The sequence below is a fragment of the Staphylococcus simulans genome (assembly GCF_047037175.1).
GTDB lineage: Bacteria > Bacillota > Bacilli > Staphylococcales > Staphylococcaceae > Staphylococcus > Staphylococcus simulans_C.
Genome location: NZ_CP178241.1, coordinates 2489901 through 2503797 on the forward strand (window position 1 = coordinate 2489901; position 13897 = coordinate 2503797).

Genomic DNA, 13897 nt, shown 5'->3' on the forward strand with positions numbered 1-13897 from the left:
ACATATAAGTATTGAAGGGAGGTTCCCTTGTCAAAAGGCAGATAACAGCGTGTTCTCTTTAAGTATGACATAGATTGAACCGTATTTTGGCAATGGATATAAAATGATAACACTTTTACTAATATTAGTAACCATGGCGGTAAGTGTCATTTTGACACCAATTGTAATTAAAATATCCAAAAAGCTAGATATCATGGACAAGCCGAATTATCGAAAAGTGCACACCAAACCTGTTTCTGTACTAGGGGGAACAGTAATACTCTTTTCATTTGTATTAGGCATTTGGATCGGTCATCCAATCGAACGTGAGATTATTCCGTTAATCCTCGGTACAATTATTATGTATGTCGTGGGGTTGATTGATGATGTGTATGACTTAAAGCCTCTATATAAATTAGCGGGTCAGATTTTAGCGGCGTTAGTCGTTGTCTACCACGGTGTCACAATCGACTTTATTCAAATACCGTTTGTACCAGGAACTATTCAATTCGGTATTTTAAGTATTCCATTCACTGTATTTTGGATTATCGCGATTACAAATGCGATTAACTTAATTGATGGGCTAGACGGCTTAGCTGCAGGTGTTTCAACCATCGCATTTATGACGATTGGTTTTATCGCTATTTTACAAGCAGATATTTTTATCATGATGATTTGTTCAGTCATGATTGGTTCTTTAATCGGCTTTTTATTTTATAATTCGCATCCCGCAAAGATTTTCCTAGGAGACAGCGGTTCGTTACAACTCGGTTTTATTATCAGCTTTGTGTCATTGCTAGGGTTTAAGAACATCACGTTCTTCTCATTACTCTTCCCGATGGTTATTTTAGCTGTACCGTTTATCGATACATTATTTGCGATGATCAGACGTGCTAAAAAAGGGCAACGTATCATGCAGCCGGATAAATCGCATTTGCATCATAAGTTATTAAAATTAGGTTATACACACCGTCAAACAGTCTATTTAATTTACTCGATTGCGATTATGTTCAGTATCTCAAGTGTAATTTTATATTTATCGCAACCGTGGGGCGTTGTGATGATGCTGATTCTGATTTTAGTCACAATTGAATTGATAGTAGAATTCACAGGTTTGATTGACGATAATTATCGTCCAATACTTAGTCTGCTCGAAAAACACGGCAGACGACATGATGGTGAATAAACCTCTATAGCGTAAAGGTATAAAAAAGAAATATGAAAGATGAAGAAACGCCACCTGCATTTCGAATGTGAAATACAGGTGGCGTTTCTATGTTATTAAAGAATTGATTTTCTTTGATTATTCATTTATTTTGTTTCGATATCGAAAGGCAGACGAGTAACAGGTTCCTCATCTAACTCGAAAGTACCGGCAGTAATACGATTTAAGAAGTTGATAAAGTCTTCGTAATCATCTTCTAATACATCAATACGATAACTTACTTTATCTGTATACATCGTATCTCTTAAAATGAAATCGGTAGATTGCAATTCATATTCGAATTTGCCGGTTTGCTCATAACTGATTGTGACTGTTGTCGGTACGGCATTACGTAATTCTACGCGGCCACCTGCTTTAATCGCATCGCGAACAGCACCGCTATATGCTCTGATCAGCCCGCCAGTACCCAATTTGATGCCGCCGAAATAACGTGTCACGACCGCTGCAGTATTGTGCGTTTCAAGTTTTTTAAGAATTTCTAACATAGGTACGCCAGCAGTACCACTCGGTTCACCGTCATCATTTGCTTTTTGAATCAACATACTATCGCCGATGGTATACGCTGAACAGTTATGTGTGGCATCGCGATGTTCTTTTTTGACTTCATCGATAAAAGCTTTTGCCTCATCTTCACTTTCTACTGGCTTGATGTGTGCGATAAAGCGTGATTTGTTGATCACATTTTCAATCACATATTCTTGTTTAATCGTAATAATATGATTCTCCATTTTATGACATCCTTTAACTAGTTCCTATGACATGTACATTGCGTGTCTTTGCCTCTATTATACATGCTCGACATATTTTTTCTAAAGTTAAGAATCAATTTTCTTTTTTTAGGAAATAGGGTATGATTGAAAATAAGTATATTTGAGGAGGCAAACTATGAAGATTGCTGTAATGACGGATTCTACCACATCATTAACACAAGCTTTAATAGATGAGTATGATATTTCGGTCGTTCCATTAAGTGTCATATTTGAAAATGGAGACACGTTTACAGATAAAGTAGATATTCAACCAAGCGAACTGTATCGTCGTATGCGCACAGAAAAGAAAATACCGACAACGAGCCAACCTGCAATCGGTAAAGTAATTGAAGTTTATGAGAAATTGAGAGATGAAGGTTATACTGATGTCATTGGCTTATTCTTATCATCAGGTATCAGCGGTACGTATCAATCTGCAACACAAGCTGGAGACATGGTGGAAGGCATTAATGTGCATACATTCGATTCTAAATTATCAGGCATGATTTTAGGCGGCTATGTGATTTATGCTGCTGAACGTGTGCGAGAGGGCGCATCTGTAGAAACTATTTTAGATGAGCTATTAGAAATGCGTGAACATACAGGGGCAGAAATTGTTGTAGATGACTTGAAAAACTTACAAAAAAGCGGACGTATTACTGGTGCGCAAGCATTTATCGGTACGTTATTAAAAATGAAACCTGTCTTGCAGTTTAAAGATGGGCTGATTGTACCTTTAGATAAAGTCCGTACGAAGAAACGTGCCATTAAACGCATTGAAGAAGGCGTCTTAGAAAAAGTAAAAGACTTTGAAAATGTGACATTGTACGTTGTCTGCGGTGATTCAAAAGAAGACGGCTTAAAACTGTATGAAGACTTGAAAAAACGTTGTCCTGAACACTACGTCATCAACTATTCAGATTTTACACCAGTGATTGCTTCACATTTAGGTGTCGGCAGTGTAGCGTTAGGATTTACCAACAAACGTATTCCATCTTTAGCAAACCGTCCTGAAGACTACGAAGAACAATAATTTAACTTAATATAAACTATCGGGCAAATGAAGTCGGCTGTGTAAGACAGCGGCTTGATTTGTCTTTTTTTATTTTTGAAGGAGGCATTCTACTGACAACTATGAAACACTATGGAAAGTTAGTTAGAAGTACCAAACAACTAACTGATGAAACAATAATTTATCAAGGACCCGGTGTTACACAGACTGATAAGGGAAAGTGGTATTGTCATCAATGTGCAACCCCGCACCAAGCTGATTACTATACGTATCATTCAAAGATTCACGACCAAGCGATTACCTATTGTCGAAGTTGTATACAGCTTGGACGAATGGATAGCTTTAATGACATATCTATCACTAAAACAGCACATCATTTTAGTTCTGGCGACTATCATTTAGACTTTGAACTCTCCGAACAACAAGTGTATGCCTCATCTCATATTATTCGTGCCATCAAACAACAAGAAAATTTATTGCTGTATGCGGTCACGGGTGCTGGTAAAACAGAAATGATGTTTGCGGGTATTCAATATGCAAGACAACAAGGGTTAAATGTTGCGATTGTCTCACCGCGTGTCGATGTGGTGATTGAAATCAGCAAACGTATTATAGAAGCCTTTAAAGACGAAACAATCGATGTGTTGTATCAAGGGCAAAGTCAGAACTATAATGGTCATTTTGTCATTGCGACGGTGCATCAATTGTATCGTTATAAACAACACTTTGATGTCATCTTTATAGATGAGGTCGATGCATTTCCTCTGGCAATGGATCCATTATTGATGCAGACGCTAATTCATGCTTCAGCAGTTGCTTATAGTCATATTTACATGACAGCAACACCTTCATCTCGTTTATTAAAACAATTCAAAAAAGAAAATGTGATTACTTTACCCGCACGTTATCACCGAAAACCGCTTCCCGTCCCCGCATTCCACTACTTCAAATTCAAACCGAAACGCACACAGACCTACTTACTGCAGCTGCTTCAAAGACAGCTAGATCAACAACGTGTCACATTAGTCTTCTTCAATCAAATCGAAGCGATGGAGCAAGCCTTGCTGCACTATCAGAAGCACTTTAAAGATTTAGTTGCCGTCCATAGTGAAGATGCTTTACGCTTCGAGAAAGTCGAGGCCCTAAGAGCAGGCAAACACCGAATTATCTTTACGACTACAATTTTAGAGCGGGGTTTCACTATGGCACATTTAGATGTCATTGTTGTGGACAGTCAATCCTTTCAAACCGCAGCATTAGTTCAAATTGCAGGGCGTACAGGACGTAAACTGCAAGACACTCGCGGATTAGTGTTGTTTTTGCATAATGGGGTCACGTTGGCTATGGTTCAAGCCAAGCGTCAAATCAAACAAATGAATCAGCTAGGTTTAAAGAAAGGGTGGTTGGATGCCGAAATGTAAGCAATGTTTAGCACCTTTTACAGAACCTTTAACCGCTGCGAATTTTTATAAGACACCTGAAATTTTATGTGAACGTTGCCTGCAAGCATTTGAAGCGTGTCGGTTAGACGATGTGGAGCGTTGCCCGCGCTGTTTGAAACCATTAGCTGAAAATGAAGAGACTTGTTTAGATTGTCAGTTTTTAGCACGTAAATTCAATTTAATGCATCAACTTTATTGTGCGTATCGTTATACAGGTATCGTACGAGAGACTATTCATCAATATAAAATTGCAGGGGATACAGCGTTATGTGAAGTCCTCGCAAACCGAATTCGCTTTCCAAAACAACAGTATGACTATATCATTCCCATCCCTTCACCGCGTAAGAGAGATCAACAAAGAACGTTCAATCCAGTAGAAATGGTGTTAGAAGCGAAAAAGATTAAATATCATCAAATCTTGCTGACGGATGTAAGACCTAAACAATCTGCCTTGAATAAGGTCATGCGTGCTCAAGCTCCGAATCCTTTTTATTTGAATCCGGAATATCAAAATATAGAATTGCAGAATAAGCGTATTTTACTCATAGATGATATTTATACAACAGGACTAACAGTGCATCATGCGATAGAAACTTTATTTATCAGAAAAGTTGGAAAAATAGAGGTCTTTGCTTTTGCTAGATAGTTGAAACATGTTATTATAAAGGTGAGCATTACCAATCAAAACATATATAGAGGTTAAAGGAGTCGATCACTATGATTAGATTTGAAATTCATGGAGACAACCTCACTATTACAGACGCAATTCGTAATTACATTGAGGACAAAGTTGGTAAACTAGAACGTTACTTTACAAATGTGCCGAACGTTGATGCACATGTCAAAGTAAAAACTTACGCTAATTCAAGTACTAAAATTGAAGTGACAATTCCGCTTAAAGACGTGACACTTCGTGCAGAAGAAAGAAACGACGATTTATATGCGGGCATTGATTTGATCACTAACAAATTAGAACGTCAAGTGCGTAAGTACAAAACTCGCGTTAATCGTAAAAAACGCAAAGAGAATGAAAAAGAACCATTCCCAGCAATTCCAGCAGAACCACAAGAAACTGCTGATCAAGATAACAATGATGAAATCGAAATCATTCGTTCAAAACAATTCAGCTTGAAACCAATGGATTCTGAAGAAGCTGTATTACAAATGGACTTATTAGGTCATGATTTCTTCATCTTTACAGACCGCGATACAGATGGTACAAGCATCGTTTATCGCAGAAAAGATGGGAAATACGGTTTAATTGAAACAGTTGAAAATTAATAATTGATGTCTTATCAGAGGCTCGCAGCTGTGATGGTTGCGGGTCTCTTTTTTAATGACACCGTTTTCTAAGATTAAGTTTGTATTAACAGGATTGTATTTGATTGATTTCCTTCAGTTGAACGTGTCAAAATATAAGGGATATGTTTGAAACGTGTGATGCGCAAACAATACAAATAGAAACTTTGGATTAAGTGAAGAAAATCATTAACACTCATACTTATAAATCAAGAATCATCAATAGTTAGAATGAGTATATAAGTGTAACTTTTACGATATAAATGGTAAGATGAATTGTTGTAAGCCAAACAGTTTTTATACCAAAGGAGCGAACAGAATGGGTTTTTTATCAAAAATTGTTGACGGCAATAAGAGAGAAATTAAACGCCTAGGTAAGCAAGCTGACAAAGTACTCGCGTTAGAAGAGGAAATGTCAATTCTTACTGACGAAGAAATTAGAAATAAAACACAAGAACTTAAAGAACGAGTTCAAGCTGAAGAAGATGTAATTAAACAAGATAAAATATTAGACGAGATCCTTCCTGAAGCCTTTGCTTTAGTAAGAGAAGGGGCAAAACGTGTGTTCAATATGTCACCTTATCGTGTTCAAGTTATGGGTGGTATTGCAATTCATAATGGTGACATTTCAGAAATGAGAACCGGTGAAGGTAAAACATTGACAGCGACAATGCCGACGTATTTGAATGCGTTAGCAGGGCGCGGTGTGCACGTTATTACAGTCAACGAATACTTAGCAAGTGTGCAAAGTGAAGAGATGGCTGAGTTATATAACTTCTTAGGTTTATCTGTAGGTTTAAACTTAAATAGTTTATCAACAACAGAAAAACGTGAAGCCTATAATGAAGATATTACGTATAGTACCAACAACGAACTCGGTTTCGATTACTTGCGTGATAATATGGTGAACTATGCGGAAGAACGTGTTATGCGTCCACTTCACTTTGCTATCATTGATGAGGTTGACTCTATCTTAATTGACGAAGCACGTACGCCATTAATTATTTCTGGTGAAGCAGAAAAATCAACATCACTTTACACGCAAGCGAATGTGTTTGCGAAAATGTTGAAAGCAGAAGATGATTATAACTATGATGAGAAAACAAAATCTGTTCAATTAACAGATCAAGGTGCCGATAAAGCTGAACGTATGTTTAAACTCGACAACTTATATGATTTAAACAACGTTGATATTATTACACATATCAATACGGCTTTACGCGCCAACTATACATTACAACGCGATGTCGACTACATGGTCACAGACGGTGAAGTCTTAATCGTCGACCAATTTACAGGTCGTACAATGCCAGGTCGTCGTTTCTCAGAAGGATTGCACCAAGCGATTGAAGCCAAAGAAGGCGTGCAAATCCAAAATGAATCTAAGACAATGGCATCGATTACGTTCCAAAACTTCTTCCGTATGTACAACAAATTGTCTGGTATGACAGGTACAGCTAAAACAGAGGAAGAAGAATTCCGTAATATTTACAACATGACAGTAACGCAAATTCCAACGAACCGTCCTGTTCAACGTATTGATAAACCAGATTTGATTTATATCAGTCAAAAAGGTAAATTCGATGCGGTTGTTGAAGATGTGGTAGAGAAACATAAAAAAGGTCAACCAATCCTATTAGGTACAGTAGCGGTTGAAACCAGTGAATATATTTCTCAATTATTGAAAAAACGCGGTGTCCGTCATGATGTCTTGAACGCGAAAAACCATGAACGTGAAGCGGAAATCGTTTCGACTGCAGGTCAAAAAGGTGCCGTAACGATTGCGACAAACATGGCCGGTCGTGGTACGGACATCAAACTTGGCGAAGGTGTCGAAGAACTCGGCGGCTTAGCAGTTATCGGTACAGAACGTCATGAATCACGTCGTATCGATGACCAATTACGTGGTCGTTCTGGACGTCAAGGTGACAAAGGTGAAAGTCGTTTCTACTTATCACTGCAAGACGAATTAATGGTACGTTTCGGTTCTGAACGTCTTCAAAATATGATGGGACGTTTAGGTATGGATGATTCTACACCAATTGAATCTAAAATGGTTTCTCGTGCTGTAGAGTCTGCACAAAAACGTGTTGAAGGTAACAACTTCGATGCACGTAAACGTATCCTTGAATATGATGAAGTTTTACGTAAACAACGTGAAATTATCTATGGTGAACGTAACAGCATTATCGATAATGAAGAAAGTTCTGATCTTGTGAAGACGATGATGCGTTCAACGTTAGATCGTGCGATTGATTACTATGTCGATGAGGATCTTGATGAAATAGACTATGAACCATTTATCAACTATGTAGAAGATGTCTTCTTACATGAAGGTGAATTAGAAGTCTCTGAAATCAAAGGTAAAGATAGAGAAGATATCTTTGATACTGTATGGGCGAAAATTGAAGCGGCTTATGAAAAACAAAAAGCCAATATTCCTGAACAATTCAATGAATTCGAACGTATGATTTTATTACGTTCAATTGACAGTCGTTGGACAGATCATATCGATACAATGGACCAATTACGTCAAGGTATTCATTTACGTTCATATGGTCAACAAAATCCACTTCGTGATTATCAAAACGAAGGGCATCAACTCTTCGATAATATGATGATGAATATCGAAGAAGATGTCAGCAAATATATCCTTAAGTCTGTTATCACAGTAGACGATGATGTGGAACGTGATAAAGCAAAGGAGTATAAAGGGCAGCATGTCTCAGCTGAAGACGGCAAAGAGAAAGTTAAAGCGAAACCGATTGTGAAGGGCGACCAAGTCGGCCGAAACGATCCCTGCCCATGCGGAAGCGGCAAGAAATATAAAAACTGCTGCGGCAAATAGTATGTATCTTTAAGAACCATTGCATGATGTAAGGAGGAAGCAGTTTTCTTCCTTACAAGCAGTCGGTTCTTTTTTCTAATTCAAGCAACTCTATCAGGTATGCTAAAATAAAAAAGTGTAGAATCAACGAATCTATTAATGTACAGGAGAGAAAAAAGATGGAACTATCTGAAATTAAGCGTAATATCGCGAATTATAGTGAAAAATTAGAACAACTTAGGGGGTCTCTTTGACTTAGAAGAAAAAGAGACAAACATCCAAGAATATGAAGAAATGATGACAGAACCGACATTCTGGGATGATCAAAATAAAGCGCAAGAAATTATTGATAAAAATAATGCATTGAAATCAGTGGTTCAAGGTTATCGTGATTTAGAAACGGAAATTGAAGACATGAATGCGACGCATGAATTGCTTCAAGAAGAATACGACGAAGATTTAAAAGCTGATTTGGAAGAAGAAGCAATCAATTTCAAAGAAAAATTAGACCAATTTGAATTGCAGTTATTATTAAATGGACCCTATGACAGCAACAATGCCATTTTAGAATTGCATCCAGGTGCTGGCGGTACAGAATCACAAGACTGGGCAAGTATGTTACTGCGTATGTATCAACGTTACGCAGAAGATAAAGGATTCAAAGTTGAAGTGGCCGATTATTTACCGGGTGATGAAGCGGGCGTTAAAAGTGTCACACTTGTCATCAAAGGTCATAACGCGTACGGCTATTTAAAAGCTGAAAAAGGGGTACACCGTTTAGTACGTATTTCACCTTTCGATTCATCAGGAAGACGTCATACTTCATTCGTATCTTGTGATGTCATCCCTGAATTTAACAATAATGAAATAGAAATTGATATTAACCCAGATGATATTACAGTCGATACATTCAGAGCATCAGGTGCCGGTGGTCAGCACATCAACAAAACAGAATCAGCGATCCGTATTACCCACCATCCAACAGGTATTGTCGTGAATAACCAAAATGAACGTTCACAAATCAAGAACCGTGAAGCGGCAATGAAAATGTTGAAATCTAAATTGTATCAATTGAAATTAGAAGAACAAGAAAAAGAAATGGCTGAAATCCGAGGCGAGCAAAAAGATATCGGATGGGGCAGTCAGATTCGTTCATATGTCTTCCACCCATATTCAATGGTGAAAGATCATCGTACGAATGAAGAAACAGGTAATGTTAATGCAGTGATGGATGGCGAAGTTGGACCATTCATTGAAGCGTACTTACGAACACAAATGGATAATCGTGACGAATAATGTCATAAAGTCAAGACCAAAGTATAATTTACTTTGGTCTTTTATTATGTATCAAACAAAAGAATATATTGATAAAAGTAAATTTAGATGTTTAATGCATGAGTTAATATTACTGTTATGTTACAAGGAATCCTATTAAAAAGTTTAATAAGCGTACTCGTGCCAATGATTTAGATTAATTGACAGAAAGTTTCTTTGATTTAGAGATTAAACGGTAGTATAACGTTTATATTACAACTCTATAACAATCAACCAAGAGCCGAAGGGTTGTGCTATATTGGATTTATCAATTAAAGATTAATAAATGACAGCAAAGGATGAAATAATAAATGAAGAAAGCTTTATTACTATCAGCATCATCATTAACTCTATTAACAGCATTGAATGGTGTTGCATCTGCAGAGCAAACGCACGTAGTTAAAGAAGATGCTAAGTTAAGCGAAGTTGCAGCTTTGTTTGCCACTACTACTGATGAAATTAAATCACTTAATAAATTAAGCCAAGACGAAGTTAAAAAAGATACTGCTTTAGTATTACCTGACACAGACGTTGTAGAAGTTAAAGCAGGAGACACATTAAAATCAATCGCAGCAGCACATAACATTTCTTTAGATAAATTATACAAATTAAACCCAGGTGTGACACACATCATTTTACCTGGCGATATTTTAGCAGTTTCTGACAAAGGTGCAGCGCATTTAGAAGCGTTACATAACGGTCAACCTGTACCACAACAAACAGAACAAGCAGGACAAAAAACAGCACAAGCATCTGCAAACTATGATGCGCCAGTACAAACAACATCAGCACCTGTAAACTACACTGCTGATACAGCTTACAACACAAGCTATACAAGTTATCAAGCACCAACTTATAACTATACACAATCATATAGTGCACCAACAACTTCTTACAGTGCACCTTCATACCAAACAAGTGCACCATCTTATTATTCAGGTGCGAACCTTTACACAGCAGGTCAATGTACTTCTTATGCATTCAGCCGTGCAGGTGGTAAAGTAGGTTCAACTTGGGGTAACGCAAATAACTGGGCAAGTGCAGCGGCAGCAGCAGGCCACACAGTTAACAATACACCAGCAGCAGGTTCAATCATGCAATCTTCAGCAGGTGCTTACGGTCACGTAGCATACGTTGAAGGCGTAAACAGCGACGGTTCAGTTCGTGTATCTGAAATGAACTACGGTTATGGTCCTGGTGTCGTAACATCACGTACGATTTCAGCTGGTCAAGCAAGCGGTTATAACTACATTCACTAATTTTTAAATAGTTTGCACTATTCTCTATCAAGAGAATGGTGCTTTTTTTATTGGTCTATATAGCAAAATGTAAAGGTTGCGTAAATCAGAAATAAATGGTTTAAATTATTAAAAGAAAAATGGTAAAGTTAAAGCAACTTCAGACATGAGTGAAGCCAACATCACATCTAAGGTTGTAAATATGATAAATATAAAGTCTTTATTCGTTATATTTCCACTAGTAAAATAAAAATGTTTTAATATAATTAAAAGTGATCGTGAGAAAGTGCTTGATATGTATTCGTGGATGCGAGTATAATGTTTGATTAAATAGATAAGGGGTGAGCTCAACGTGGGTGTACATCAATATTTTAAAAGATTATCTGATTTAGAAAAGCTGATACGCTTGCCTGGTAAATTTAAGTATTTTGAGCATAATGTAGCAGCACATTCATTTAAAGTAACAAAAATAGCACAATACTTAGCTACAGTAGAAGAACATCATGGCAACAGCATTGATTGGAAAAGTTTATATGAAAAAGCATTGAACCATGACTTTGCGGAAGTGTTTACGGGTGATATCAAAACACCAGTTAAATATGCCAGTCGTGATTTAAAGAAATTGTTCTCACAAGTGGAAGAAGAAATGGTTGATAATTTTATCAGAGAAGAATTTCCTGAAGAATATCAAGATGTTTATAGAGAACGCCTGCAAGAAGGTAAAGATGATTCATTAGAAGGTCAAATTTTGGCGGTCGCTGATAAAATCGATTTATTATATGAAACATTCGGTGAAATTCAAAAGCGTAATCCAGATTCGCTTTTCTTTGAAATTTATGAAATGTCTTTAGAAACGATTATGCAGTTTGATCACTTAGTGTCCGTACAAGATTTTATTGAGAATGTCATCCCTGAAATGTTAACGGAAAACTTCATTCCACGTTCAGAATTACGCGAATTAACAATGTCGATTTTAAATAAAAGAGACGGGTGACCCTTATGGTTCTCATTTGGTATCTATGTGCCTCGTTTTTCCCATGTATACTTGTCGTACTTTTTAGTGTAGTAACGAAAAATAAATGGGTTGGTACAATCGTGACACTCATGTTGATTGGCGGGTCAATCTATAAAGGTTTCTTCCATAGTGAATGGATTATTTTTATAGATGTAGTTTCTCTGCTGGCTGGTTATGTGATTGTAGATCAATTGCATCTTCATAAACAGCATGAAGATGATCGTTAAATAGAAATGATACAGATGCTTGTCTAATATGTAGTGACCCCCAAAAGTTGAACTTTTGGGGGTTCACTACATAAATTGGATTGGCTTTTTTCTTTTGAACGGTCTATTTATTTTTCCTTCGACGCCGTATCGTCGATGAAATTCCAAAAAGTTATGGGCTATAAATCTACATCACTTTTAAAAAATGTAGTAGCAATATTCAACACAAATTAATTTTTGTAACTGCTCGGAATATCTCAAGCCGTTTCTTTGAATTTAAAATGAGAAAATCGACGAAGGTCGATTACGGTTTCAGCACACGTTTGAACAGATCGTATAAGCGCGCCCTTATGGGAATTAACTAGATTATAACGACGAAAAACAGGCCTGTAAAGCAATTGGAATAACGTAACATTTTAGACGCTTAAGCACGAATTTCGACCGTTTGGGAATTGATGAACTTTTTAAGTAGTTATTTTGCTAATCTAAATATGCAAATAATTATTAGGAGAGATGAAAATGTATAAATATTTTCGTTGTAAATCTAAAATATCAAAAACGTGTGTTGCATTTGTTGTAGCTTCTAGTTTAGTTTTGACTCCAACAGTGATGAATAACTACTCAGAAGCTTCAGAAACTAGTCAATCAGACGTTTCTGCAAATAGTGCTGGAACTATTTCGAAAATTAATGATAATACAGCTAGAATTGATTTGAATAAGGGGATTACATATAACGTTGATGAGAATGGAATGGCAACTATAAAAGATAGCAATTCTGGGAAAACAGAAAAACTGCCTTTTGAAGCAAAAGATAAAAATGGAAAAGATGTTGTTTTAGTATACTTTGAAGAAGATGGTAAGTTAGGTGTTAAGGTTACTGAAAAGCGAGAAGAAAGAGGAGCGCTTAAGTGTGTGATTGGTACTGTAGGAGGGGGTATTGGTGGTGCCACAATGGGAGGATTAGGTGGTGCTGCTGTTGGTACTGTTACACTTCCTATTGTTGGTACTGTTAGTGGTGCTGTTGTTGGGACTATCGGAGGAGGAATTGGCGGAGCTTCTGGTGGTTACGTAGCAGGTTGTTAGTAAAGGCGGTATTATATTATGAATAATAAAAACATTTTTACTTGGCCGATATTTTTTCTTATAATCTTAACTTATATTTTTATGCTGTTATTATTTATGTGGGTTTCTAACATTGGAAAATTAAATGCATTTTTATTAACAGTACCCTTCCTTTTGTTTGTATTTGTTTATATTATCTTGTTCGCGAAAAGGATCAAGAGATAGATTTTCACGGGGCCGGGACATAATTGTTCTAGAACCTAATAAAAAGGACGATTTTCACATATAAAAATGAAAATCGCCCTTTTTATTTTGTCCAAGAAATTTTCAGCTTGTAGAGCTGCTAGTTTCCTAATATTTACGACATAGGCCAACTTCTGTTTCAACTTTTTGAATGCCTCTTGCAGACATTCGAGTGAAACCCAAATTAGCTTTCAGATTACCAAAAAAGTTTCAATATCAATTTTTCTCTTTTTGTAAATTGATGATGCTTTTGGATCTGAAAGCTTTTCTCTTGTGAATTGCTTAT

12 protein-coding genes are annotated in these 13897 nt (G+C 36.8%); 11 read left to right on the plus strand and 1 reads right to left on the minus strand.

Annotated elements, in window-relative coordinates:
- The first annotated feature begins 103 nt into the window (after positions 1-103).
- Entirely contained in the window at positions 104-1165 is a 1062-nt protein-coding gene (locus ACFCT9_RS12040; RefSeq protein ID WP_412519582.1) for a glycosyltransferase family 4 protein, read from the plus strand.
- A 125-nt stretch (positions 1166-1290) separates the two neighbouring features.
- Here ACFCT9_RS12040 and ACFCT9_RS12045 read toward each other — a convergent pair whose 3' ends face one another.
- A complete protein-coding gene (locus ACFCT9_RS12045) occupies positions 1291-1932 on the minus strand; it encodes a YigZ family protein (protein WP_412519584.1) in 642 nt (213 codons plus the stop codon).
- Positions 1933-2089: 157 nt separating this feature from the next.
- Between ACFCT9_RS12045 and fakB1 the strand changes: the two genes are divergently transcribed.
- From fakB1 to ACFCT9_RS12095, 10 genes are all read left to right on the plus strand, one after another.
- Positions 2090-2986 (plus strand): fatty acid kinase binding subunit FakB1, encoded by an 897-nt coding sequence (gene fakB1, locus ACFCT9_RS12050; protein ID WP_412519586.1) that lies wholly within the window; start codon positions 2090-2092, stop codon positions 2984-2986.
- A gap of 101 nt (positions 2987-3087) precedes the next feature.
- Entirely contained in the window at positions 3088-4386 is a 1299-nt protein-coding gene (locus tag ACFCT9_RS12055) for a DEAD/DEAH box helicase family protein (protein WP_412521687.1), read from the plus strand.
- Complete coding sequence (locus tag ACFCT9_RS12060) at positions 4373-5053, plus strand: ComF family protein (RefSeq protein ID WP_412519588.1); 681 nt, start codon at positions 4373-4375, stop codon at positions 5051-5053. The genes ACFCT9_RS12055 and ACFCT9_RS12060 overlap by 14 nt, the downstream gene beginning before the upstream one ends.
- A 71-nt stretch (positions 5054-5124) precedes the next feature.
- On the plus strand, positions 5125-5688 hold the full coding sequence (gene hpf, locus ACFCT9_RS12065; RefSeq protein WP_412519589.1) for a ribosome hibernation-promoting factor, HPF/YfiA family: 564 nt from the start codon (positions 5125-5127) through the stop codon (positions 5686-5688).
- A gap of 337 nt (positions 5689-6025) precedes the next feature.
- On the plus strand, positions 6026-8554 hold the full coding sequence (gene secA, locus ACFCT9_RS12070) for a preprotein translocase subunit SecA (protein ID WP_412519590.1): 2529 nt from the start codon (positions 6026-6028) through the stop codon (positions 8552-8554).
- Positions 8555-8712: 158 nt separating this feature from the next.
- A protein-coding gene (gene prfB / locus ACFCT9_RS12075; protein ID WP_412519592.1) for a peptide chain release factor 2 occupies positions 8713-9829 on the plus strand; the annotation gives its coding sequence in 2 pieces (ribosomal slippage) (positions 8713-8784 and positions 8786-9829; 1116 coding nt in all).
- A gap of 329 nt (positions 9830-10158) precedes the next feature.
- Positions 10159-11106: a COG3942 and LysM peptidoglycan-binding domain-containing protein gene (locus tag ACFCT9_RS12080; RefSeq protein WP_412519594.1), complete on the plus strand. Its 948-nt coding sequence runs from the start codon at positions 10159-10161 to the stop codon at positions 11104-11106.
- 331 nt (positions 11107-11437) lie between these two features.
- On the plus strand, positions 11438-12079 hold the full coding sequence (locus ACFCT9_RS12085) for a YfbR-like 5'-deoxynucleotidase (protein WP_412519596.1): 642 nt from the start codon (positions 11438-11440) through the stop codon (positions 12077-12079).
- A gap of 5 nt (positions 12080-12084) precedes the next feature.
- Positions 12085-12327: a CsbA family protein gene (locus ACFCT9_RS12090; protein ID WP_412519598.1), complete on the plus strand. Its 243-nt coding sequence runs from the start codon at positions 12085-12087 to the stop codon at positions 12325-12327.
- 498 nt (positions 12328-12825) lie between these two features.
- A complete protein-coding gene (locus tag ACFCT9_RS12095; protein WP_412519600.1) occupies positions 12826-13389 on the plus strand; it encodes a hypothetical protein in 564 nt (187 codons plus the stop codon).
- Positions 13390-13897 lie beyond the last annotated feature (508 nt).

Excerpts from the sequence above, each read along its gene's own strand:
- ACFCT9_RS12040 (WP_412519582.1), top strand. The coding sequence starts at position 104 with ATGATAACACTTTTACTAATATTAGTAACCATGGCGGTAAGTGTCATT.
- ACFCT9_RS12045 (WP_412519584.1), bottom strand. The coding sequence starts at position 1,932 with ATGGAGAATCATATTATTACGATTAAACAAGAATATGTGATTGAAAAT.
- fakB1 (WP_412519586.1), top strand. The coding sequence starts at position 2,090 with ATGAAGATTGCTGTAATGACGGATTCTACCACATCATTAACACAAGCT.
- ACFCT9_RS12055 (WP_412521687.1), top strand. The coding sequence starts at position 3,088 with ATGAAACACTATGGAAAGTTAGTTAGAAGTACCAAACAACTAACTGAT.
- ACFCT9_RS12060 (WP_412519588.1), top strand. The coding sequence starts at position 4,373 with ATGCCGAAATGTAAGCAATGTTTAGCACCTTTTACAGAACCTTTAACC.
- hpf (WP_412519589.1), top strand. The coding sequence starts at position 5,125 with ATGATTAGATTTGAAATTCATGGAGACAACCTCACTATTACAGACGCA.
- secA (WP_412519590.1), top strand. The coding sequence starts at position 6,026 with ATGGGTTTTTTATCAAAAATTGTTGACGGCAATAAGAGAGAAATTAAA.
- ACFCT9_RS12080 (WP_412519594.1), top strand. The coding sequence starts at position 10,159 with ATGAAGAAAGCTTTATTACTATCAGCATCATCATTAACTCTATTAACA.
- ACFCT9_RS12090 (WP_412519598.1), top strand. The coding sequence starts at position 12,085 with ATGGTTCTCATTTGGTATCTATGTGCCTCGTTTTTCCCATGTATACTT.
- ACFCT9_RS12095 (WP_412519600.1), top strand. The coding sequence starts at position 12,826 with ATGTATAAATATTTTCGTTGTAAATCTAAAATATCAAAAACGTGTGTT.